Origin of the sequence: Mesorhizobium sp. M3A.F.Ca.ET.175.01.1.1 (assembly GCF_004791945.1) — a bacterium.
Classification (GTDB): Bacteria; Pseudomonadota; Alphaproteobacteria; order Rhizobiales; family Rhizobiaceae; genus Mesorhizobium.
The window spans coordinates 409,921-434,276 of record NZ_SRTP01000001.1; the positions used below are offsets into that span (position 1 = coordinate 409,921).

The window sequence follows — 24,356 nt, forward strand, 5'->3', positions numbered from 1 at the left end:
CACCATTTCGACCGCGCACGTCGAGTACGAGACGGCCAACCGGCACTATGCCCACGTCGACTGCCCCGGCCACGCCGACTATGTGAAGAACATGATCACCGGCGCCGCGCAGATGGACGGCGCGATCCTGGTGGTGTCGGCCGCCGACGGCCCGATGCCGCAGACGCGCGAGCACATCCTGCTCGCCCGCCAGGTCGGCGTGCCGTCGATCGTGGTGTTCCTGAACAAGGTCGACCAGGTCGACGACGCCGAGCTTCTGGAGCTGGTCGAGCTCGAGGTGCGCGAGCTGCTGACCAAGAACGAGTCCCCCGGCGACGACATTCCGATCGTCAAGGGCTCGGCGCTGGCGGCGCTGGAAGATTCCAACAAGACCATCGGCGAGGACGCCATCCGCGGGCTGATGGCGCAGGTCGACGCCTACATCCCGACGCCGGTGCGTCCGCTGGACAAGCCGTTCCTGATGCCGATCGAGGACGTGTTCTCGATCTCGGGCCGCGGCACGGTGGTGACCGGCCGCGTCGAGCGCGGCGTGGTCAAGGTCGGCGAGGAGCTGGAGATCGTCGGCATCCGGCCGACGACCAAGACGACCTGCACGGGCGTGGAAATGTTCCGCAAGCTGCTCGACCAGGGCCAGGCCGGCGACAACATCGGCGCGCTGCTGCGCGGCGTCGACCGCGAGGGCGTCGAGCGCGGCCAGGTCCTGGCCAAGCCGGGCTCGGTCAAGCCGCACAAGAAGTTCGTGGCCGAGGCCTACATCCTGACCAAGGACGAGGGCGGCCGCCACACGCCGTTCTTCACCAACTACCGTCCGCAGTTCTACTTCCGCACCACGGACGTGACCGGCATCGTGACGCTGCCGGCCGGCACCGAGATGGTGATGCCCGGCGACAACATCACCGTCGACGTCGAGCTGATCGTGCCGATCGCGATGGAAGAGAAGCTGCGCTTCGCCATCCGTGAAGGCGGCCGCACCGTCGGTGCCGGCATCGTCGTCACCATCAAGGAATAATCGATCCGGCATTGCCGGTGAGAAGGGAAAGGGCGGTCCGACGGGCCGCCCTTTTTTGTTTCCGGCGCATCGCGGCACAAGTATTGCCCGGTCGTTTCAAATCTGTTGCAAGTACCGTTGCCGCAGCTATTATTGGTTGTATCAACGGGGGCGTTGCCAAGCGTGGTTTCAGGAAGACGTTCAGACGCTATCGCAAGGTCGTGGCGTGAACTGGTCGTCATGGCGCTTGTGGTCGCGATTGCAACGGTTGGCTTCGCCGCAAAGGCCGAGGATTTCGACCCGAAGATATTGTCCAATCCGAAGTCGTGGAATCCGGGTACGTGGTACATGCCGGGCATGTCGTCCGATGGTTTTTCGGAGATGCAGTTCGTCGTTGTTCGCAGCAGCGCGGCCGGCTGCGAGCCGAATTGTCCGGAATGGATTTCGGCAGAGGGCGCCATCGCATCGGACACGCCAGCACAGCTCAAGCGCATATTGAAGACGCTCGGCACTCGCAAACTGCCGATCATCGTTAATTCCCCAGGCGGCGATGTCGCCGCCGCGCTTCAGCTCGGTCGCATCATACGCAAGAACGGGCTCGACATAGCCATCGGCAAGACTGAGTTTTCCGATTGTTGGCCGGGGACGGAGGGTTGCGGGGCGAGATTCGGCAAGGGTGTCGCCTATTTCGGCGTGGCGTCTGACGGCGGCGCCATGTGCAACTCTGCATGTCCCCTGATGTTTGCGGGTGGCGTTCGCCGCGTGGCTGGCGGCTGGGCCTATCTCGGTGTTCATCAGATCACCACCACTTGGTTCCCCTCCACAAGGCATTTTCGAACCACCTATCGAACAATCCGAGGCAAGAGATATCAGGTGACCACGGAGACCGTCACTGAGGGCAAAAGTTACAAGACCTACGAAATGAGCAAGGCGTTTGCGAGGAAGCTCTCGGCCTATCTCAGGGAGATGGGGGTCGGGCAGGGGGTGCTGGACACTATGAAGGCAACGCCGGCCAGCGATATCAAGCGGATCACCCTCCACGATATGCTGACGATGAAATTGGCTACCAGCACGGACACCCTAGAGCTGTTTACCAGGGCGAGCCTGTGCGTGCTCGATAAGTTGGCCCCGAATTGCCGAGAAATACCGGCGTCCAGGCCGGCCGACGGACAAACGCCTCCCGCCAAGCCGGCCGAGGTGGCAGCAGTCAAGGCGAAGCCCGAACCGTCTCCGTCACCCGGGCAGGCGACCGACCCTGCCGACCAGAGACCGCAGCGAGATCGTGAATCGAGCCTGACCTTGACGGCTTGCACCGACATAGATGGCAAATTGCAGGTGGTTGCGACCGATCCAAACCTCGGTGAGGCCTGTGGTGGCCCTAGTGGGATAGGCCCATGGCCGGCTTGGGGTGTGACGAACGGTCCGTACACATCGTCGGACATGAAGCCATGATCAGCAGGGGCATACGACTGGTTGCGCTAGCCGGAGCTCGACAGAATGGTACCCTCCGGCTACCCGTTTTGGTCGGCCGCTCTCATGGGATCTGTTGCAAGCCCCGGCGTTGCAAATAGTGTGGGTTGCATCAAGGGGCTTGCCGGACGTGGTTGCAGGGTGCCGTTTCAACAGTCGGGCATGGTGGTCACCGGGGCTGATCTGCCTGGTGCTGCTCTTTGTCATGGGCAATGCTGGTCCCGCCGCCGCCGCGAAAAAGCCCGAGTCCGACCTAGGCCCGACCATGCGCTTTGCCGTCGTGCGCAGCAGCGCGCCGGGCTGTGAGCCCAACTGCCCGGAATGGATCTCGGCGGAAGGCACGATCGAGGCGGGCACGCCGGCCCTGCTCAAGCGGACGCTGAAGTCGCTGAAAGGCCGGCAACTGCCGATCATCGTCAATTCGCCGGGTGGCAATGTCGATGCCGCCCTCCAGCTCGGCCGCATCATTCGCAAGAACAAGCTCGACATCGCCGTCGGCACGACGGTGTTTTTCGGCTGCGAGCCGCAGATGAAGAACTGCCGGGACAATGACGGCAGGGGCGCTCCGTATTTCGGTGTCGCCTATGACAGCGGCGCCATGTGCAATTCGGCCTGCCCGCTGATGTTTGCCGGAGGCATCCGCCGCGTTGTCGGCGAGTGGGCCTTTCTCGGTGTCCACCAGATCACCACCACATACCGTCGGGAAAAGCTGCTTTACCGCACCACCTACCGGGTCGTGAACGGCAAGAAGAAGGTCATAGGCACGAAGCTGGTCAGCCGAAAGAACGCGGGCAGCTACAAGACCTATGAGATGAGCAAGGCGGTCGAGAAGCGGCTTTCGGCCTATCTGAGGGAGATGGGAATAGGCGAGGGCGTGCTGGTCACGATGAAGAACACGCCAGCGAGCGATATCCACCAGCTGGTTCCGGAAAACATGTTGCGCATGAACCTGGTCACCAGCTTGGACTCGCTCGAGCTCTTTGCGGCCGCGACTACCTGTAGAGCAAATCCGGTGCCGGCGAACTGCCGGGAAATACCGGCAGACGGGAATGCGAAACCGGCTGAGATGGCGGCCGCCGAGACACAAGCCGCCCAGGCTCTGGCCGCGCCGCCGAAGCAGGCGCAAGAAATGCGCTTTGTCTTGGTTCGCGGCAGCAACCCGCTCTGCAATCCCGACTGCCCGGATTGGATCGCGGCGGAAGGCACGATCACCGCCGGCACGCCCGACAGGCTGCGCGCGGTGCTGGATACGGTAGGCGGGCGCAGGCTGCCGGTGGTGATCAACTCGCCGGGTGGCGACATTCGGGGTGCGCTCGCCGCCGGCCGGTTGATCCGTGAGCGCGGGCTGGACGTCGCGGTGGGCCGAACGGATTTTCTCGATTGCGACCCAGGCGCGGCAGGCTGTGCCGCCAAGGACGGCTTCCATACCGGCCTCACCGTCGATGCCGGCGCCGAATGCGATGCGGCCTGCGCGGTGATGATTGCCGGCGGCGCCAGGCGCTTCGTGGGTGCCGATGCGCATTTCCTCGTGCACTCCATGGGCATGGAAGAAAAGGTCAGGGCGTATCTCGAGGAGATGGCGATCGGCTCGGGCCTGTTCGCCGCGATGCAGTCGGCCCAATATGCCAAGCACAGGGAACTCAGCCAGGACGAATTGGCGAAGTTCGGGCTCACCACGGGCCGCCAGTCGGTGGACGCGCTGACGGGCGCGACAATCTGCAGGTCGTCGCCGAAACCGGACAACTGCCGCGCCCTGCCGTCCGCCAACGCCCAGGCGGAATCGCCGCCGAAGCTTTAGTGGCCGCCAGAACCGGGGATGCTGGCTGCACCCTCCGGTCGGCAGCGCCCCGCCTCAAAACGGCACTTGAGTTCTCGTCGTCTTTGTGAAATAGCAGCGCGCGTGTACGGGCATAGCTCAGTTGGTAGAGCGGCGGTCTCCAAAACCGCAGGTCGTAGGTTCGAGCCCTGCTGCCCGTGCCATCTCTCAAAATGGCGGATTGCAAAATTAGCCCAGCTGTTTGAAAACCGGCGCACGGCTTGCCAAATAACGGGAATTGGGGCATAAGCCCCGCATAGCCGGGACGGGACGACTGGATGGTTCCGAGGCGGCGCTAAAACATAAAGCGGAACACTTGCCACTTGCGTGGACCAAGAATCGGTTTTATGTAGACTGAACAGACACGCGACGCGTGGAGCTGGGAAGCCGGCTTTACGCGTCTGATTTGCGTGGGTGAAATGGTGGCGCTGATTCGCGCCGGCAGGAAGCCCAGGCGGCACGTCCCGGCCAGCGGGATCATCCAGGAGACCCGGCCAACGGGTCTTGAAGACAGAGCGGCTTATGGCTTCGAAAACCACCAATCCTTTCACCTTTCTCCAGCAGGTGCGTGCGGAGACGGCCAAGGTGACATGGCCCTCGCGCCGAGAGACCATGATCTCGACGGTGATGGTGCTGGTGTTCGCGGTCATCGCCATGATCTTCTTCTTCGCCGCCGACATAGCCATGGGCTATGCGATCGAGTTCATTCTGGGCCTCGGACACTAAGTTCGGCGATTACGGAGACGTCTTGAAATGACTGCGCGGTGGTACATCGTCCACGCCTATTCGAACTTCGAAAAGAAGGTCGCCGAGGACATCGAGAACAAGGCCAAGCAGAAGGGTCTGTCGGGCGAGATCGAGCAGATCGTGGTGCCGACCGAGAAGGTCGTCGAGATCCGTCGCGGCCGCAAGGTCGATGCCGAGCGCAAGTTCTTCCCAGGCTATGTGCTTCTGAAGGCCAACCTGACGGACGCCGTGTTCTCGCTGGTCAAGAACACGCCGAAGGTCACCGGCTTCCTGGGCGACTCCAAGCCTGTGCCGATCACGGAGACCGAGGCGCAGCGCATCCTGAACCAGGTGCAGGAAGGCGTCGAGCGGCCCAAGCCCTCGGTCACTTTCGAGATCGGCGAGGCGATCCGGGTGTCGGACGGGCCGTTCGCATCCTTCAACGGCTTCGTCCAGGAAGTGGACGAGGAGCGGGCTCGCCTCAAAGTGGAAGTTTCGATCTTCGGGCGCGCCGTGCCCGTCGATCTGGAATTCGGTCAGGTCGAAAAGGGCTGATCCGATACCCGCGCCGCAAGGTGTCGGGATGCCCTTTGCCGACAGGCGAGGGGTGGCGGTGTGAAAGCACGCTGCCGTGAACGGGTGGGAGGCGAACGCGGCTTAGCCGGCCGCGGGAACCGCACCACCAGACTGCAACCGCCGGTATTTCCCAGCTAGGGGCCGGCATGAGAAAAGGCAGGAATAGAGATGGCTAAGAAAGTTGCAGGCCAGCTCAAGCTCCAGGTTGCCGCGGGTTCGGCCACGCCGTCGCCCCCGATCGGCCCGGCGCTTGGTCAGCGCGGCATCAACATCATGGAGTTCTGCAAGGCGTTCAACGCGCAGACGCAGGAGCTGGAGAAGGGGTCGCCGATCCCGGTCGTCATCACCTACTACCAGGACAAGTCGTTCACCTTCGTCATGAAGACGCCGCCGGTGAGCTACTTCCTGAAGAAGGCCGCCAACCTAAAGTCGGGTTCGAAGGAGCCGGGCAAGGTCAAGGCCGGCACGATCTCGCGCGACAAGGTGCGCCAGATCGCCGAGCAGAAGATGAAGGACCTGAACGCAAACGACGTCGAGGCGGCCATGCGCATGGTCGAGGGCTCCGCCCGCTCGATGGGCCTGGAAGTGGTGGGCTGAAGATCATGGCAAAGATTGCAAAGCGCGTGGCAAAGACCCGCGAAGGCATCGACCCGAACAAGGCCTATGCTCTTGGTGACGCGCTGAAGCTGCTCAAGGAGCGGTCTTCGGTGAAGTTCGACGAGACCGTCGAGGTCGCGATGAATCTGGGCGTCGACCCGCGCCATGCCGACCAGATGGTCCGCGGCGTGGTCAACCTGCCGAACGGCACCGGCCGCTCGGTGCGCGTTGCCGTGTTCGCGCGCGGCGACAAGGCCGAGGAAGCCAAGGCCGCCGGCGCCGATATCGTGGGCGCCGAGGATCTGGTCGACATCGTCCAGAAGGGCACGATCGACTTCGACCGCTGCATCGCTACCCCGGACATGATGCCGCTGGTCGGCCGTCTCGGTAAGGTGCTCGGTCCGCGCGGCATGATGCCGAACCCAAAGGTCGGCACCGTGACCCCGGACGTGGCTGCGGCCGTCAAGGCTTCGAAGGGCGGCGCCGTCGAGTTCCGCGTCGAGAAGGCCGGCATCGTCCATGCCGGCGTCGGCAAGATCTCGTTCGACGTCAAAGCGCTGGAAGAGAATGTGCGGGCCTTCGCCGATGCGGTGAACAAGGCCAAGCCGGCCGGCGCCAAGGGCAACTACGTCAAGAAGGTGTCGGTCACCTCGACGATGGGCCCGGGCCTCAAGCTCGACATCGCGACGCTCGCCGCGTCGTAATCGTCGTCTGATCGGCTTAGCCGATCTGGAAGAATTCCGGGCCGCCGATCCGTCGGCGGGCCGGTACCCCCGGAGGCCGAAAGGCTTCCGGATATCCTGTCCGAGATTGCAGGCGGCCCAACAGCCTTAATTCATGCGGCCTGCATGAGACGGGTGAAGACCCGACAAAGGAGCGACAAGCTCCAATGAAAGGTTCGAACCGTGTTTGCCTTTTGTCAGCACATCGCCGGCGTGGCCGTCGGTGTGGCGAAAGGGGGCAGGATCCTCGAGCGCCGTTCGGGAGATCCTTTTTGGGATAGCCCGGCCGGCAAAAGGCAACCCGACGCCTGACCTCGTGAATGAGAATGTTCTCATCAGCAGGTTGGGGGTCAACTGGAGATAGGCAGTGGACAGAGCGGAAAAACGCGAACTCGTCACGGGCCTGAACGAAGCGTTCTCGAACGCCGGTTCAGTCGTCGTGGCCCACTACGCCGGTATCACCGTCGCGCAAATGAACGACCTTCGGTCGAAGATGCGCGCTGCCGGTGGCACCGTCAAAGTCGCGAAGAACCGTCTCGCCAAGATCGCTCTTCAGGGCACGGACTCCGCATCGATCGTCGATCTGTTCAAGGGACAGACGCTGATTGCTTATTCGGAGGATCCGGTTGCGGCGCCGAAGGTCGCGTCCGATTTCGCCAAGGGGAATGACAAGTTGATCATTCTCGGCGGCGCGATGGGCTCGACCTCGCTCAACGCCGACGGTGTGAAGGCACTCGCCACCATGCCGTCGCTCGACGAGCTGCGCGCCAAGCTGGTTGGCATGATCGCCACGCCGGCAACCCGGATCGCCCAGATCGTCAATGCGCCCGCGGCTTCGGTCGCGCGTGTCATCGGCGCTTACGCCCGGAAGGACGAGGCGGCATGAGGCCGTTCCTCGCTGTCAACAACACACGTTCGAACCTAGTGAAGGAATACACAAATGGCTGATCTCGCGAAGATCGTAGACGACCTTTCGAAGCTGACCGTCCTCGAGGCGGCTGAGCTGTCGAAGCTCCTGGAAGAGAAGTGGGGCGTTTCGGCTGCTGCTCCGGTGGCGGTTGCTGCTGCTGCTGGTGGCGCTGCCGCCGCTGCTGCTCCGGCCGAAGAGAAGACGGAATTCGACGTCGTTCTCGCCGATGCCGGCGCCCAGAAGATCAACGTCATCAAGGAAGTCCGCGCCATCACCGGCCTTGGCCTCAAGGAAGCCAAGGACCTGGTCGAAGCGGCTCCGAAGCCGGTCAAGGAAGGCGTTTCCAAGGCCGACGCCGACAAGTTCAAGGCTCAGCTGGAAGCCGCTGGCGCCAAGGTCGACCTGAAGTAAGCCTTTGGGCGAGGGCGGACGGCCTCGCGCCGTCCGCCCCCTCCCTTGACCAAGGGAGGCTTCGCAGCGCGAGACGTTTGAAAACCTCTTTCCTGAGGGCCGCAAACGGCCTTCCGGAAACGGGTTTTCTCCCGTTTTAGCCGGCACCCGCCAAACGATTGGAAGGGGCGGCCGGAAAAACAGACAGGGGCGGCCCCAAGGCAGCCCGTTGGTGCAAGGCGAGCCGCGGCGAGGTTCGCCCCGAGTTCAGAGCTAAGGAGCGACGATGGCCCAGACCCAGACTTTCAATGGCCGCAGACGCGTACGCAAGTTCTTCGGAAAGATCCCCGAAGTTGCGGAGATGCCGAACCTGATCGAGGTCCAAAAGGCATCCTATGACCAGTTCCTGATGGTGGACGAGCCCAAGGGCGGACGTCCGGACGAAGGACTGCAGGCTGTTTTCAAGTCGGTCTTCCCGATCTCCGATTTTTCCGGCTCCTCGATGCTGGAATTCGTGAAGTATGAGTTCGAGGGACCGAAATTCGACGTTGACGAATGCCGTCAGCGCGACCTGACCTATGCCGCGCCACTGAAGGTGACGCTGCGCCTCATCGTGTTCGATATCGACGAGGATACCGGCGCCAAGTCGATCAAGGACATCAAGGAGCAGGACGTCTACATGGGCGACATGCCGCTCATGACGTCGAACGGCACCTTCATCGTCAACGGCACCGAGCGCGTCATCGTCTCGCAGATGCACCGCTCGCCGGGCGTCTTCTTCGACCATGACAAGGGCAAGTCGCACTCGTCCGGCAAACTTCTGTTCGCCGCGCGCGTCATTCCCTATCGCGGCTCGTGGCTCGACATCGAGTTCGATTCCAAGGACGTCGTGCACGCCCGCATCGACCGCCGCCGCAAGATCCCGGTGACGTCGCTTCTGATGGCGCTCGGCATGGACGGCGAGGAGATCCTGTCGACCTTCTACAACAAGATCACTTACAAGCGCTCCGGCGACCACTGGCGCATTCCGTTCAACGTCGAGCGGTTCCGCGGCCTCAAGGCAGTCGGCGACCTGGTCGACGCCGACACTGGCGAGATCGTCGTCGAAGCCGGCAAGAAGATCACCGCCCGCCAGGCCCGCCAGCTCGGCGAAAAGGGTCTGAAGGCGATCAAGGCGACCGACGAGGACCTGCTCGGCAACTACCTCGCGGAGGACATCGTCAACTATGCCACCGGCGAGATCTTCCTCGAGGCCGGCGACGAGATCGACGAAAAGACGCTGAAGGTGCTGCTCGGCACGGGCGAGGATGAAATCCAGATCCTCGACATCGACCACGTCAATGTCGGCGCCTACATCCGCAACACGCTCGCGGTCGACAAGAACGAAAGCCGCCAGGACGCGCTGTTCGACATCTACCGCGTCATGCGTCCGGGCGAGCCGCCGACGCTCGAGACCGCCGAGGCTATGTTCAACTCGCTGTTCTTCGACAGCGAGCGCTACGACTTGTCGGCCGTCGGCCGCGTCAAGATGAACATGCGTCTCGAGCTCAAGGCCGAGGACACCGTGCGCGTCCTGCGCAAGGAAGACATCCTGGCCGTGGTCAAGACGCTGGTCGAGCTGCGTGATGGCAAGGGCGAGATCGACGACATCGACAATCTCGGCAACCGCCGCGTGCGCTCGGTCGGCGAGCTCATGGAGAACCAGTACCGCGTCGGCCTCCTGCGCATGGAGCGCGCGATCAAGGAGCGCATGTCCTCGATCGAGATCGACACGGTCATGCCGCAGGACCTCATCAACGCCAAGCCGGCGGCTGCCGCCGTGCGCGAATTCTTCGGCTCCTCGCAGCTGTCGCAGTTCATGGACCAGACTAACCCGCTGTCGGAGATCACCCACAAGCGCCGCCTGTCGGCGCTCGGACCGGGCGGTCTGACCCGCGAGCGCGCCGGCTTCGAGGTGCGCGACGTGCACCCGACGCATTACGGCCGCATCTGCCCGATCGAGACGCCGGAAGGCCCGAATATCGGCCTGATCAACTCGCTCGCCACCTTCGCGCGCGTCAACAAGTACGGTTTCATCGAGAGCCCGTACCGCAAGATCGTCAACGGCAAGCTGACCAACGAAGTCGTCTATCTGTCGGCGATGGAGGAGGCCAAGCACCACGTCGCGCAGGCCAACGCCGAGCTCGACAAGAATGGCGGTTTCGTCGACGAATTCGTCATCTGCCGTAACGCTGGCGAAGTGATGATGGCGCCGCGCGAGAACGTCGACCTGATGGACGTCTCGCCGAAGCAGATGGTGTCGGTGGCGGCTGCGCTCATCCCGTTCCTCGAGAACGACGACGCCAACCGCGCGCTGATGGGCTCGAACATGCAGCGTCAGGCCGTGCCGCTGGTGCGCGCCGAGGCGCCGTTCGTCGGCACCGGCATGGAGCCGATCGTCGCCCGTGACTCGGGCGCCGCCATCGGCGCCCGCCGCGGCGGCATCGTCGACCAGGTGGACGCCACGCGTATCGTCATCCGCGCCACGGAGGATCTCGATCCCGGCAAGTCCGGCGTCGACATCTACCGGTTGATGAAGTTCCAGCGCTCGAACCAGAACACCTGCATCAACCAGCGTCCGCTGGTGCGCATGGGCGATCGGGTCAACAAGGGCGACATCATCGCCGACGGTCCGTCGACCGAGCTCGGCGATCTCGCGCTCGGCCGTAACGTGCTCGTCGCGTTCATGCCGTGGAACGGCTACAACTACGAGGACTCGATCCTGCTCTCCGAGCGCATCGTGGCCGACGACGTCTTCACCTCGATCCACATCGAGGAGTTCGAGGTCATGGCCCGCGACACCAAGCTCGGGCCGGAGGAAATCACGCGCGACATCCCGAACGTCTCGGAAGAAGCGCTGAAGAACCTCGATGAGGCCGGCATCGTCTATATCGGCGCGGAAGTGCAGCCGGGCGACATCCTGGTCGGCAAGATCACGCCGAAGGGCGAAAGCCCGATGACGCCGGAAGAAAAGCTGCTGCGCGCCATCTTCGGCGAAAAGGCTTCCGACGTCCGCGACACCTCCATGCGCATGCCTCCGGGCACCTTCGGCACGGTCGTGGAAGTGCGCGTCTTCAACCGCCACGGCGTCGAGAAGGACGAGCGCGCCATGGCAATCGAGCGCGAGGAGATCGAGCGCCTGGCCAAGGACCGCGACGACGAGCAGGCGATCCTCGACCGCAACGTCTATTCGCGCCTTTCCGACATGCTGGTCGGCAAGGATGCGATCGCCGGGCCGAAGGGCTTCAAGAAGGGCTCGAAGCTCTCGAAGGACACGCTCGACGAGTATCCGCGCTCGCAGTGGTGGCAGTTCGCGGTGGAGAACGAGAAGCTCCAGAGCGAGCTGGAAGCGCTACGCGGCCAGTATGACGACTCCAAGAAGGCGCTCGAGCAGCGCTTCATGGACAAGGTCGAGAAGGTGCAGCGCGGCGACGAGATGCCTCCGGGCGTCATGAAGATGGTCAAGGTCTTCGTGGCGGTGAAGCGCAAGATGCAGCCGGGCGACAAGATGGCCGGCCGTCATGGCAACAAGGGTGTGGTGTCGCGCATCGTTCCGGTCGAGGACATGCCTTTCCTCGAGGACGGCACGCATGCCGATATCGTGCTCAACCCGCTGGGCGTGCCGAGCCGCATGAATGTCGGCCAGATCCTGGAAACGCATCTGGGCTGGGCCTGCGCAGGCATGGGTCGGAAGATCGGCGAGCTGATCGACGCGTACAAGGCGGGCGGCGACATCAAGCCGCTGCGCAAGACGCTGGAGAGCTTCATGCCCTCCAACGACCGCAACGAGCCGATCCGCGAATATGACGACGAGAGCATCGTTCGCCTCAGCGAGCAGATGCGCCGCGGCGTCTCCATCGCGACCCCGGTATTCGACGGCGCCCACGAAGCCGACATCAACACCATGCTGGAGCAGGCGGGCCTGCACACCAGCGGTCAGTCGCAGCTCTATGACGGCCGCACCGGCGAGCCGTTCGATCGCAAGGTGACGATGGGCTACATCTATATGCTCAAGCTTCATCACCTGGTGGACGACAAGATCCACGCGCGCTCGATCGGCCCGTACTCGCTCGTCACCCAGCAGCCGCTGGGCGGCAAGGCGCAGTTCGGCGGCCAGCGCTTCGGCGAAATGGAGGTCTGGGCCCTGGAAGCCTACGGCGCCGCCTACACGCTGCAGGAGATGCTGACGGTTAAGTCGGACGACGTCGCCGGGCGCACCAAGGTCTATGAGGCGATCGTCAGAGGCGACGACACGTTCGAGGCCGGCATCCCCGAGAGCTTCAACGTTCTCGTCAAGGAAATGCGCTCCCTCGGCCTCAATGTCGAGCTGGAGAACACCAAGGTCGACGAGGCCCCCGTGCGGCTGCCCGACGCGGCCGAGTAACGCCAAGCAAGGCAATGGCGCGCCGCCGCCCAAGAAGCGGCGCGCCCGTCAAATTCTTCGGCCGGTTGGCCGGCCAGTCTGCGGGCATTCGGCCCGCGATCGATGCAAGGGGTTTTCGAGGACCCCGAAAAGGAGAACGGCATGAACCAAGAGGTCATGAATCTCTTCAACCCCCAGGCGCCTGCGCAGGTGTTCGATTCCATCCGGATCTCGCTCGCCAGCCCTGAGAAGATTCTGTCCTGGTCGTTCGGCGAAATCAAAAAGCCGGAGACCATCAACTACCGCACCTTCAAGCCGGAGCGTGACGGCTTGTTCTGCGCGCGCATCTTCGGTCCGATCAAGGACTATGAGTGCCTGTGCGGCAAGTACAAGCGCATGAAGTACAAGGGCGTCATCTGCGAGAAGTGCGGCGTCGAAGTCACGCTGTCGCGCGTGCGCCGCGAGCGCATGGGCCACATCGAGCTCGCCGCGCCGGTCGCCCATATCTGGTTCCTGAAGTCGCTGCCCTCGCGCATCGGCACGCTGCTCGACATGACCTTGAAGGACATCGAGCGCGTCCTCTACTTCGAGAACTACATCGTCACCGAGCCGGGCCTCACCGCGCTGAAGGAGCACCAGCTGCTCAGCGAGGAAGAGTACATGCTGGCCGTCGACGAGTACGGCGAGGATTCCTTCACCGCCATGATCGGCGCCGAGGCTATCCATGACCTGCTCGCCGGCATGGAACTAGAGAAGATCGCCGGCGACCTGCGTTCGGAGCTGGCTTCGACCTCGTCCGAGCTCAAGCAGAAGAAGCTGCTGAAGCGGCTCAAGGTCGTCGAGAACTTCATGGAATCCGGCAACCGTCCGGAATGGATGATCATGAAGGTGGTTCCGGTGATCCCGCCGGACCTGCGCCCGCTGGTCCCTCTGGACGGCGGCCGCTTCGCCACGTCCGACCTGAACGATCTCTATCGCCGCGTCATCAACCGCAACAACCGCCTGAAGCGGCTGATCGAGCTGCGCGCGCCGGGCATCATCGTGCGCAACGAAAAGCGCATGCTGCAGGAAGCCGTCGATGCGCTGTTCGACAACGGCCGTCGCGGCCGCGTCATCACCGGCGCCAACAAGCGTCCGCTGAAGTCGCTGTCCGATATGCTGAAGGGCAAGCAGGGCCGGTTCCGCCAGAACCTGCTCGGCAAGCGCGTCGACTATTCCGGCCGCTCGGTCATCGTGACCGGTCCGGAGCTCAAGCTGCACCAGTGCGGCCTGCCGAAGAAGATGGCGCTCGAGCTGTTCAAGCCCTTCATCTACGCCCGCCTCGACGCAAAGGGCTTCTCCTCGACCGTCAAGCAGGCGAAGAAGCTGGTCGAGAAGGAGCGTCCGGAGGTCTGGGACATCCTCGACGAGGTCATCCGCGAGCATCCGGTGCTCTTGAACCGCGCGCCGACGCTGCACCGCCTCGGCATCCAGGCGTTCGAGCCGATCCTGATCGAAGGCAAGGCGATCCAGCTGCATCCGCTGGTCTGCACGGCCTTCAACGCCGACTTCGACGGCGACCAGATGGCGGTCCACGTGCCGCTGTCGCTGGAAGCGCAGCTCGAAGCCCGCGTGCTGATGATGTCGACCAACAACATCCTGCACCCGGCCTCCGGCGCGCCGATTATCGTGCCGTCGCAGGACATGGTTCTGGGTCTCTACTATCTCTCGATCGTCAACCAGAACGAGCCGGGCGAGGGCATGGTGTTTGCCGACATGGGCGAGCTCCAGCACGCGCTGGAGACCAAGGCCGTGACGCTGCACGCCAAGATCAAGGGCCGTTTCCGCACCGTCGATGCCGATGGCAAGACGGTGTCGAGGATTCACGACACCACGCCTGGCCGCATGATCATCGGCGAGCTTCTGCCGAAGAACGTCAACGTGCCTTATGAGATCGCCAACCAGGAGATGACCAAGAAGAACATCTCCAAGATGATCGACACCGTCTACCGCCATTGCGGTCAGAAGGAGACGGTCATCTTCTGCGACCGCATCATGGCCCTCGGCTTCGCTCATGCCTGCCGCGCCGGCATTTCGTTCGGCAAGGACGACATGGTGATCCCGGACACCAAGCTGAAGCTGGTCTCCGACACCGAGGCTTTGGCCAAGGAATACGAGCAGCAGTACAATGACGGCCTGATCACCCAGGGCGAGAAGTACAACAAGGTGGTCGACGCCTGGGCCAAGTGCTCGGAAAAGGTCGCCGACGAGATGATGGCCCGCATCAAGGCCGTCGAGTTCGAGGACAATGGCCGTCAGAAGCCGATGAACTCGATCTACATGATGTCGCATTCGGGTGCGCGCGGCTCGCCCACCCAGATGCGCCAGCTCGCGGGCATGCGCGGCCTGATGGCCAAGCCTTCGGGCGAGATCATCGAGACGCCGATCATCTCGAACTTCAAGGAAGGCCTCACCGTGCTCGAGTATTTCAACTCGACCCACGGGGCCCGCAAGGGTCTGGCCGACACCGCACTGAAGACGGCGAACTCGGGTTACCTCACCCGCCGCCTGGTCGACGTGGCCCAGGACTGCATCGTCAACTCGCTGGATTGCGGCACCGAGAAGGGCCTCACCATGCAGCCGATCGTCGATGCCGGTCAGATCGTCGCCTCGGTCGGTCAGCGCGTGCTTGGCCGCACGGCACTCGACGACATCAACCATCCGGTTTCCGGCGAGTTGCTGGTCAAGGCCGGCAAGCTGATGGACGAGCGCGATGTGGAGCAGATCGAGAAGGCCGGCGTGCAGTCGGTGCGCATCCGCTCGGCGCTGACCTGCGAGGTCAGGACCGGCGTGTGCGCGGTCTGCTACGGTCGCGATCTTGCCCGCGGCACCCCCGTCAACCAGGGCGAGGCCGTCGGCGTCATCGCCGCGCAGTCGATCGGCGAGCCGGGCACCCAGCTCACCATGCGTACCTTCCACATGGGCGGCACGGCGCAGGTGGTGGACTCCTCGTTCCTTGAAGCCTCCTATGAGGGCAAGGTTCAGATCCGCAACCGCAACGTGGTGCGCAACTCCGAAGGCCAGCAGATGGTGATGGGCCGCAACATGGCGGTTCTGATCCTCGACGAGACCGGCAAGGAACGCGCCACGCACCGCGTCGCCTATGGCTCGCGCATCTTTGTGGACGACGGCGACAAGGTGAAGCGCGGCCAGCGTATCGCCGAGTGGGATCCCTACACTCGCCCGATCCTCACCGAAATCGAGGGCAAGGTGGCGTTCGAGGATCTGGTCGACGGCATCTCCGTGCAGGAGACGGCCGACGAATCGACCGGCATCACCAAGCGCGAGGTCATCGACTGGCGTTCGACGCCGCGCGGCAGCGACCTGAAGCCGGCAATCGTCGTTCAGGATGCCAAGGGCAAGGTCGGCAAGCTGTCGAAGGGCGGCGATGCACGCTTCCTGCTCTCGGTCGAGGCCATCCTCTCGGTCGAGCCGGGCGCGCATGTCCGTCCCGGCGACGTGCTGGCGCGTATCCCGATGGAAAGCGCCAAGACCAAGGACATCACCGGCGGTCTGCCGCGCGTGGCCGAACTGTTCGAGGCTCGCCGGCCGAAGGATCACGCCATCATCGCCGAGATCGATGGCACGGTCCGCTTCGGCCGCGACTACAAGAACAAACGCCGCATCATCATCGAGCCGCATGACTCGACGATGGAGCCGGTCGAGTACCTGATCCCGAAGGGCAAGCCGTTCCATCTGCAGGACGGCGACGTCATCGAGAAGGGCGACTACATCCTCGACGGCAATCCGGCGCCGCACGACATCCTGGCGATCAAGGGCGTGGAGGCGCTTGCGTCCTACCTCGTCAACGAGATCCAGGAGGTCTACCGCCTGCAGGGCGTGTCGATCAACGACAAGCACATCGAGGTGATCGTTCGCCAGATGCTGCAGAAGGTCGAGATCACGGTCCAGGGCGACTCGAGCTACATTCCGGGCGACCACGTCGACGTGATCGAACTGGAAGAGGTCAACGAACGCCTGATCGACGACGGCAAGAAGCCGGCCGAAGGCCAGCCGGTGCTGCTCGGCATCACCAAGGCTTCGCTGCAGACGCCGTCCTTCATCTCGGCCGCCTCCTTCCAGGAGACGACCAGGGTGCTGACCGAAGCGGCGGTTGCCGGCAAGACCGACATGCTGCAGGGCCTGAAGGAAAACGTCATCGTCGGCCGCCTGATCCCGGCCGGCACCGGCGGCACGATGAGCCAGATCCGGCGCATCGCCACCTCGCGCGACGAGCTCATCATCGACGAGCGCCGCAAGGCGTCTGGCGTCGAAGTCGCCGAGCCGATGCTGACCGACATGGTCAACGCCGCGCAGTAAGCGCGGCTGGAAATGAAAACTGGAAAGGGGCCCGCGCGGCCCCTTTTTCATTCTGGCTCCAAACGAGGAATAACCATGACCAGCAAGACCTGGACGGCTGTCGACGACTACATCGTTTCCTCGCTTTTCGAGGCGGATCCCATTCTCGATGCGGTGCTCGCGGCGAACCGCGAGCAGGGGCTGCCTGCCATCGACGTCTCCTTGGCGCAAGGGAAGCTGCTGTCGCTGCTGGTGCGCATCCGCGGCGCGAAGCGAGTGCTGGAGATCGGTACGCTGGGCGGCTATTCGACGATCTGGATGGCGCGGGGACTGCCTGATGAAGGGACGGTGGTGACGCTGGAGCTCGAACCGCATCATGCCGAAGTGGCGCGCTCGAATGTCGAGCGGGCAGGGGTCTCCGACAAGGTAGAACTGCGGGTCGGTCCGGCGCTTCAGTCGCTGGCTGAGCTGGAGAGCGAAAATGCCGGTCCGTTCGACCTGATCTTCATCGATGCCGACAAGCCGAACATCCCGAACTATCTGTCCTGGGCCATGCGGCTGTCGCGCCGCGGCACAGTGATCGTCTGCGACAACGTCGTTCGCGACGGTGCCGTGCTCAACCAGGACGGCAGCGACGCCAATGTCGAAGGCGCCCGCGCGGCGTTCGCCTTCATCGGCGGAGACGAGCGGCTGGAGGGAACAGCCATCCAGACCGTCGGCGCCAAGGGCTATGACGGCTTCGCGATTGCGATCGTCAAGTGATATGACACCGTCAATGACAGTGATATCGGACCAGCTCGCTTGTCACCGGCTGTTCGTCTGACGAGCGGCTTCCCCCAATCCGTCGCTGCTTCGCAGCGCCACTTTTCCCCCTCCGGAGGGAAAGGAAGGCGCTCAGTCGAAAAAGGCCTCGACGACGTTGCGCTTGCCGAGCATGAAGGCGTCGGCGACATGCTGCAGCGGCGCCAGGTCGACATCCGAAACGCCGGCGCGCACGATCTCGGCGAAGCGCTTGTAGAGCATCGGATATTCGGCTTCCGGCTCGTCATGGACGATCTTGCCCTCGATGGCGAGCTTCGCCCCGCCGCCCGAAAGCACCATCTTGCCCTTGTCGGTCTCGGCCAGGATGTCCCAGCTCTGCGGGCCCGTCTGCAGCCAGTCGAGCTCCATCGTCACCGGCAGCCCGCCCGAGGTGCGGAAGACGACATGCGCGGCAACCGGCGCGGCGCGGTTTTCCGGAAAATCGAGCACGGCCGACGTGATGAACATCGGCGGCAGGATGTGGGTGGCGATCGACAGCGCGTTGATGCCGGGATCGAACACGCCGAAGCCGCCCGGCGCCCAGATCCATTCCTGGTTCGGGTGCCAACGGCGCACGTCTTCCTTCCAGTTGATCGCGGCCGAACTGATGCTTGCCGAAGCGAGGAAAGCGCGCGCGGCCTCGACCGCCGGCGCGTAGCGCGAATGCCAGCTGGCGAAAAGCGAGACGCCGTGGCTTGCGGCAAGCGTCTTCAGGTCCTCGACCTCGCTGACGGTGGCGCCCGGCGGCTTCTCGAGGAAGACGTGCTTGCCTGCCTCGAGCGCGGCGCGGGCGCCGTCGTAGCGGAACTGGGGCGGCATACAGAGCGAGACGGCGTCAAGGCCGGGCTCGGCTTCGAGCATGGCCTCGATGCTCGGATAGTTCGGGATGCCGTCGACTTTGCCGTGGCGGCTGGCGGCGGCGACAAGCTGGTAATTGGCGTCCTTCGCCAGGGCAGGGAGATGCTGGTCGCGGACGATCTTTCCCACGCCGACGATGCCTAGCTTGATGGGGTCGAGTTTGATGGTGCCGAGCTTGGCGGGATCGCTGGTCATGGGAACTCCGGAGGACTGAAAAGCTGGGTGTTCTAGGCAGGAGAGGGCTGGCCGGCCGACGCCTTTGCCGCCGCCCTGGTGAATCAGAGCGGCTGGTCGAAGGTGACGATCGAGACCTCGCCTTCGATCGCGCCCTGATAGGCGGACAGATGCGGCTCGTCGTCGGGCGCGCCATCCATGTCGCCGATCTGATCGAGCTCGGCTTCCGCATAGCCTTCTGCGGCGAGCGATTCGAGCGCTCGGCGAACGGCCGAATCGTCGTCCGGCGCGACCAGCATCACATGCACGCCCTCCGGCTTGCCGCCCTTCTTCTTCCACACCCGGCCGGTAATGATGGTGACCGGGCGTTCTTCATTGTCGTTCACGGGCTGATTCCTCCGGGCGAGGGGATTGGTGCTGCTCATGCCGCCTTTTGGCATGAAGCACCCATATAGGACAGGCGGAAGGCGGTCACTTTCTTCCTCGCCCTTGCAAAAAGACGCAACAAAATTACATGCGTTGGACGCATGGCTGCCAAGCCTCGAATTGGGCCGCAATATTTGCTGCTCCGGGGTTGACGGACAGGGGCCTTACGAGTAGAAGCCGCCCCGTCAGAACCGATGTGAGACTTGCTTTTCCGAGGCGACACGCCTTGGAGTTTGCCTCAAACAGGGTTCGTTTTACGAGCGAAAAGACATTTCCGGCGCGCATGAAGCGGCTTCCGCTTCCTCTGCAATTTGTTCGGGCAGGACCGCGAGACGCGGTGTGTTGCCCGAATTTGCGTATGGAAACGACGCTTTGAGCGGCCCTGACAGGGGCGAGACACGGAATTGAGAGACAAGAGGGTTTAATGCCTACCGTCAACCAGCTGATCCGCAAGCCGCGCCTGGCGCCGGTGAAGCGCAACAAGGTCCCGGCCATGCAGCAGAACCCGCAGAAGCGGGGCGTCTGCACGCGCGTCTACACCACGACGCCGAAGAAGCCGAACTCGGCGCTGCGCAAGGTGGCCAAGATCCGTCTGACCAACGGCTTCGAAGTGATCGGCTACATCCCGGGCGAAGGCCACAACCTGCAGGAGCACTCCGTGGTCATGATCCGCGGCGGCCGCGTCAAGGACCTTCCGGGTGTCCGCTACCACATCATCCGCGGCGTGCTCGACACGCAGGGTGTGAAGAACCGCAAGCAGCGCCGTTCGAAATACGGTGCGAAGCGTCCGAAGTAAGGGTTTCCGGCTTCGGCGCTTTTTTTGACTGCGCCGTGCCACGAGATTGAGAGACAAAAGCCATGTCCCGTCGTCACAGTGCAGAAAAGCGTGAGATCAATCCGGACCCGAAGTTCGGCGACCTGATCGTCACCAAGTTCATGAACGCCGTCATGTATGACGGCAAGAAGTCGGTTGCCGAGACGATCGTCTACGGCGCGCTGGATCAGGTCCAGGCCAAGACCAAGCAGGAGCCGGTCACCGTCTTCCATCAGGCGCTCGACAATGTCGCGCCGCATGTGGAAGTGCGCTCGCGTCGCGTCGGCGGCGCCACCTACCAGGTTCCGGTCGACGTGCGCCCCGAGCGGCGCCAGGCGCTGGCCATCCGCTGGCTGATCGCCGCCGCCCGCAACCGCAACGAGACCACCATGATCGACCGCCTCTCGGGCGAGCTGATGGACGCGGCCAACAACCGCGGCACGGCCGTCAAGAAGCGTGAAGACACCCACAAGATGGCAGAAGCCAACCGCGCCTTCGCGCACTACCGCTGGTAAAGCGCGAACGAGACTGAGAGGCACCTACCATGGCCCGCGAATACAAAATCGAAGACTACCGCAATTTCGGTATCATGGCGCATATCGACGCCGGCAAGACGACGACGACCGAGCGCGTCCTGTACTACACGGGCAAGTCGCACAAGATCGGCGAAGTCCATGACGGCGCTGCCACCATGGACTGGATGGAGCAGGAGCAGGAACGCGGCATCACCATCACCTCGGCCGCGACCACGACCTTCTGGAAGGGTCGTGACGGCAAGATGCGCCGCTTCAACATCATCGACACTCCCGGACACGTTGACTTCACCATCGAGGTCGAGCGCTCGCTGCGCGTGCTCGACGGCGCGATCGCGCTGCTCGATGCCAATGCCGGCGTCGAGCCGCAGACCGAGACCGTGTGGCGCCAGGCCGACAAGTACCACGTGCCGCGCATGATCTTCTGCAACAAGATGGACAAGATCGGCGCCGACTTCTACCGCTCGGTGGAAATGATCGGTTCGCGCCTCGGCGCGCAGGCCGTCGTCATGCAGCTGCCGATCGGCGCCGAGACCGAGTTCAAGGGCGTTGTCGATCTCGTCGAGATGAACGCGCTTGTCTGGCGCGACGAGACGCTGGGTGCCGCCTGGGACGTCGTCGAGATCCCGGCCGATCTCAAGGAGAAGGCCGCTCAGTATCGCGAGAAGATGATCGAGGCCGCCGTCGAGATGGACGAGACCGCGCTCGAGAATTACCTCGAAGGCAACATGCCGTCGAACGACGAGATCCGCGCGCTGATCCGCAAGGGCACCATCGCGGTCAAGTTCTTCCCGATGTTCTGCGGCTCTGCCTTCAAGAACAAGGGCGTGCAGCCGCTGCTCGACGCCGTTGTCGAATACCTGCCGTCGCCCATCGACGTGCCGGCGATCAAGGGCGTCGACGCCAAGACGGATGCCGAGATCGAGCGTCATGCGACCGACAGCGAGCCGTTGTCGATGCTGGCGTTCAAGATCATGAACGACCCGTTCGTCGGTTCGCTGACCTTCGCCCGCATCTATTCGGGCAAGCTGTCGAAGGGCGCCTCCCTCGACAACACCGTTAAGGGCAAGAAGGAGCGCATCGGCCGCATGCTGCAGATGCATGCGAATTCGCGCGCCGACATCGAGGAGGCTTACGCCGGCGACATCGTCGCCCTGGCCGGCCTCAAGGACACGACCACCGGCGACACGCTTTGCGATCCGCTGCACCCTGTCATTCTCGAGCGCATGGAATTCCCTGATCCGGTCATCCAGATCGCCATCGAGCCGAAGACCAAGAACGACCAGGAGAAGATGGGCCTGGCGCTGCATCGCCTGGCGGCCGAGGATCCGTCCTTCCGCGTCAAGACCGACGAGGAAAGCGGCCAGACCATCATCGCCGGTATGGGCGAGCTGCATCTCGACATCATCGTCGACCGCATGCGCCGCGAGTTCAAGGTCGAGGCGAATGTCGGCGCTCCGCAGGTGGCCTATCGCGAGACGATCACCCGCACCCACGAGCAGGACTACACGCACAAGAAGCAGACCGGCGGTACCGGCCAGTTCGCCCGCGTCAAGCTGGTGTTCGAGCCGAACTCCGAGAGCGAGGAGTTCGTGTTCGAGTCCAAGATCGTCGGCGGCGCGGTGCCGAAGGAATACATCCCCGGCGTCGAGAAAGGCATCCAGAGCGTCATGGGCTCCGGCCCGTTCGCGGGCTTCCCGATGATCGGCGTCAAGGCGACGCTGATCGACGGCGCCTTCCACGACGTGGACTCGTCGGTTCTCGCCTTCGAAATCGCTTCCCGCGCCTGCTTCAAGGAAGCGGCCCCGAAGCTCGGCGTGCAGCTGCTCGAGCCGATCATGAAGGTCGAGGTGGTGACACCGGAAGACTATGTCGGTGGCGTCATTGGCGACCTCAACGGCCGTCGCGGCCAGATCCAGGGCCAGGAAGCGCGCGGCGTGGCCGTCGTCATCAACGCGATGGTGCCGCTCGCCAACATGTTCAAGTATGTCGACAATCTGCGTTCGATGTCGCAGGGCCGCGCCCAGTACACGATGCAGTTCGACCACTACGAGCCGGTCCCCACGGCGGTGGCTCAGGAAGTCCAGAAAAAGTACGCGTGAGAATGCCTGTGCCGCCGGATCCGCGCCTCTTGCGCGTTTCCGGTTCGGCTGGAGCGAATATCAATTTCCCCGAGCGGGACGAGTAAAGACGGAGAAATACAGTGGCAAAAGGTAAATTCGAGCGCACCAAGCCGCATGTGAACATTGGCACGATCGGCCACGTCGATCACGGCAAGACGTCGCTGACGGCGGCGATCACCAAGTATTTTGGCGAATACAAGCGCTATGACCAGATCGACGCGGCGCCGGAAGAGAAGGCGCGCGGCATCACGATTTCGACCGCGCACGTCGAGTACGAGACGGCCAACCGGCACTATGCCCACGTCGACTGCCCCGGCCACGCCGACTATGTGAAGAACATGATCACCGGCGCCGCGCAGATGGACGGCGCGATCCTGGTGGTGTCGGCCGCCGACGGCCCGATGCCGCAGACGCGCGAGCACATCCTGCTCGCCCGCCAGGTCGGCGTGCCGTCGATCGTGGTGTTCTTGAACAAGGTCGACCAGGTCGACGACGCCGAGCTTCTGGAGCTGGTCGAGCTCGAGGTGCGCGAGCTGCTGACCAAGAACGAGTTCCCCGGCGACGACATTCCGATCGTCAAGGGCTCGGCGCTGGCGGCGCTGGAAGACTCCAACAAGACCATCGGCGAGGACGCCATCCGCGAGCTGATGGCGCAGGTCGACGCCTACATCCCGACGCCGGTGCGTCCGCTGGACAAGCCGTTCCTGATGCCGATCGAGGACGTGTTCTCGATCTCGGGCCGCGGCACGGTGGTGACCGGCCGCGTCGAGCGCGGCGTGGTCAAGGTCGGCGAGGAGCTGGAGATCGTCGGCATCCGGCCGACGACCAAGACGACCTGCACGGGCGTGGAAATGTTCCGCAAGCTGCTCGACCAGGGCCAGGCCGGCGACAACATCGGCGCGCTGCTGCGCGGCGTCGACCGCGAGGGCGTCGAGCGCGGCCAGGTCCTGGCCAAGCCGGGCTCGGTCAAGCCGCACAAGAAGTTCGTGGCCGAGGCCTACATCCTGACCAAGGACGAGGGCGGCCGCCACACGCCGTTCTTCACCAACTACCGTCCGCAGTTCTACTTCCGCACCACGGACGTGACCGGCATCGTGACGCTGCCGGCCGGCACCGAGATGGTGATGCCCGGCGACAACATCACCGTCGACGTCGAGCTGATCGTGCCGATCGCGATGGAAGAGAAGCTGCGCTTCGCCATCCGTGAAGGCGGCCGCACCGTCGGTGCCGGCATCGTCGTCACCATCAAAGAGTAATTGGACCGAAACGATCTGTCGCGGGCGCGGGATGCCCGCGCCGCGCCAGAACAAGGAATTGACGCATGAACGGACAGAATATCCGCATCCGCCTTAAGGCGTTTGATCACCGGGTGCTCGACGCCTCGACGCGCGAAATCGTGTCGACCGCCAAGCGCACCGGCGCCAACGTCCGTGGCCCCATTCCGCTGCCGACGCGGATCGAAAAGTTCACGGTCAACCGGTCGCCTCACGTCGACAAGAAGAGCCGCGAGCAGTTCGAGATGCGCACCCACAAGCGGCTGCTCGACATCGTCGACCCGACCCCGCAGACGGTCGATGCTCTGATGAAGCTCGATCTGGCCGCCGGTGTCGACGTCGAGATCAAGCTCTAAGGAACAAGAGGGCGGGGCGACCCGGAACTCTGAAGGAACAAGAGGCGTGGAGGGGCGCTAGC

At 63.6% G+C, this 24,356-nt stretch carries 19 protein-coding genes and 1 tRNA gene; 18 read left to right on the top strand and 2 right to left on the bottom strand.

What is annotated here, in order from left to right; translation table 11 throughout:
- The 13 genes from tuf (EN818_RS02060) to EN818_RS02120 all read left to right on the top strand — a co-directional run.
- Positions 1-1,009: elongation factor Tu (tuf, locus tag EN818_RS02060; RefSeq protein WP_135906521.1), on the top strand; the 1,009-nt coding region annotated here is incomplete at its 5' end.
- A 219-nt stretch (positions 1,010-1,228) separates the two neighbouring features.
- Positions 1,229-2,440: a hypothetical protein gene (locus EN818_RS02065; protein ID WP_095805842.1), complete on the top strand. Its 1,212-nt coding sequence runs from the start codon at positions 1,229-1,231 to the stop codon at positions 2,438-2,440.
- A gap of 223 nt (positions 2,441-2,663) precedes the next feature.
- Positions 2,664-4,256: a hypothetical protein gene (locus tag EN818_RS02070; RefSeq protein ID WP_245420347.1), complete on the top strand. Its 1,593-nt coding sequence runs from the start codon at positions 2,664-2,666 to the stop codon at positions 4,254-4,256.
- Positions 4,257-4,362: 106 nt separating this feature from the next.
- Positions 4,363-4,438, top strand: a tRNA-Trp gene (locus tag EN818_RS02075).
- 358 nt (positions 4,439-4,796) lie between these two features.
- Positions 4,797-5,000 (top strand): preprotein translocase subunit SecE, encoded by a 204-nt coding sequence (gene secE, locus EN818_RS02080; RefSeq protein ID WP_095805841.1) that lies wholly within the window; start codon positions 4,797-4,799, stop codon positions 4,998-5,000.
- Positions 5,001-5,027: 27 nt separating this feature from the next.
- Positions 5,028-5,555, top strand: a complete 528-nt coding sequence (gene nusG / locus EN818_RS02085) for a transcription termination/antitermination protein NusG (protein WP_059189556.1) — start codon at positions 5,028-5,030, stop codon at positions 5,553-5,555.
- Between the two features lie 189 nt (positions 5,556-5,744).
- Positions 5,745-6,173, top strand: a complete 429-nt coding sequence (gene rplK, locus EN818_RS02090) for a 50S ribosomal protein L11 (RefSeq protein WP_059189557.1) — start codon at positions 5,745-5,747, stop codon at positions 6,171-6,173.
- A gap of 5 nt (positions 6,174-6,178) precedes the next feature.
- Positions 6,179-6,877 carry a 50S ribosomal protein L1 gene (rplA, locus tag EN818_RS02095; RefSeq protein WP_095805840.1) on the top strand — a complete coding sequence of 233 codons (699 nt, stop codon included), beginning with the start codon at positions 6,179-6,181 and terminating at the stop codon, positions 6,875-6,877.
- Positions 6,878-7,262: 385 nt separating this feature from the next.
- Complete coding sequence (rplJ, locus tag EN818_RS02100; protein ID WP_095805839.1) at positions 7,263-7,781, top strand: 50S ribosomal protein L10; 519 nt, start codon at positions 7,263-7,265, stop codon at positions 7,779-7,781.
- A gap of 54 nt (positions 7,782-7,835) precedes the next feature.
- Entirely contained in the window at positions 7,836-8,216 is a 381-nt protein-coding gene (gene rplL / locus EN818_RS02105; protein ID WP_095805838.1) for a 50S ribosomal protein L7/L12, read from the top strand.
- A gap of 265 nt (positions 8,217-8,481) precedes the next feature.
- On the top strand, positions 8,482-12,618 hold the full coding sequence (gene rpoB, locus EN818_RS02110) for a DNA-directed RNA polymerase subunit beta (protein WP_095805837.1): 4,137 nt from the start codon (positions 8,482-8,484) through the stop codon (positions 12,616-12,618).
- Between the two features lie 141 nt (positions 12,619-12,759).
- Complete coding sequence (gene rpoC / locus EN818_RS02115) at positions 12,760-16,956, top strand: DNA-directed RNA polymerase subunit beta' (RefSeq protein WP_095806134.1); 4,197 nt, start codon at positions 12,760-12,762, stop codon at positions 16,954-16,956.
- Between the two features lie 75 nt (positions 16,957-17,031).
- Positions 17,032-17,697 (top strand): O-methyltransferase, encoded by a 666-nt coding sequence (locus EN818_RS02120; protein ID WP_095805836.1) that lies wholly within the window; start codon positions 17,032-17,034, stop codon positions 17,695-17,697.
- A gap of 132 nt (positions 17,698-17,829) precedes the next feature.
- Here the strand turns inward: EN818_RS02120 and EN818_RS02125 are convergent, their stop codons facing one another.
- Together EN818_RS02125 and EN818_RS02130 are read right to left on the bottom strand one after the other, a co-directional pair.
- A complete protein-coding gene (locus EN818_RS02125; RefSeq protein WP_095805835.1) occupies positions 17,830-18,789 on the bottom strand; it encodes a Gfo/Idh/MocA family oxidoreductase in 960 nt (319 codons plus the stop codon).
- 83 nt (positions 18,790-18,872) lie between these two features.
- Positions 18,873-19,154 carry a transcriptional regulator gene (locus EN818_RS02130; RefSeq protein WP_095806133.1) on the bottom strand — a complete coding sequence of 94 codons (282 nt, stop codon included), beginning with the start codon at positions 19,152-19,154 and terminating at the stop codon, positions 18,873-18,875.
- 464 nt (positions 19,155-19,618) lie between these two features.
- Between EN818_RS02130 and rpsL the strand changes: the two genes are divergently transcribed.
- The 5 genes from rpsL (at position 19,619) to rpsJ (ending at position 24,294) form a co-directional block, all read left to right on the top strand.
- Entirely contained in the window at positions 19,619-19,990 is a 372-nt protein-coding gene (gene rpsL / locus EN818_RS02135; protein ID WP_006202128.1) for a 30S ribosomal protein S12, read from the top strand.
- Positions 19,991-20,052: 62 nt separating this feature from the next.
- A complete protein-coding gene (rpsG, locus tag EN818_RS02140; protein WP_059189563.1) occupies positions 20,053-20,523 on the top strand; it encodes a 30S ribosomal protein S7 in 471 nt (156 codons plus the stop codon).
- Between the two features lie 29 nt (positions 20,524-20,552).
- Complete coding sequence (gene fusA / locus EN818_RS02145) at positions 20,553-22,643, top strand: elongation factor G (protein WP_095805834.1); 2,091 nt, start codon at positions 20,553-20,555, stop codon at positions 22,641-22,643.
- Between the two features lie 101 nt (positions 22,644-22,744).
- A complete protein-coding gene (tuf, locus tag EN818_RS02150) occupies positions 22,745-23,920 on the top strand; it encodes an elongation factor Tu (protein ID WP_095805843.1) in 1,176 nt (391 codons plus the stop codon).
- A gap of 65 nt (positions 23,921-23,985) precedes the next feature.
- A complete protein-coding gene (rpsJ, locus tag EN818_RS02155) occupies positions 23,986-24,294 on the top strand; it encodes a 30S ribosomal protein S10 (RefSeq protein ID WP_006205468.1) in 309 nt (102 codons plus the stop codon).
- Positions 24,295-24,356: the final 62 nt, after the last annotated feature.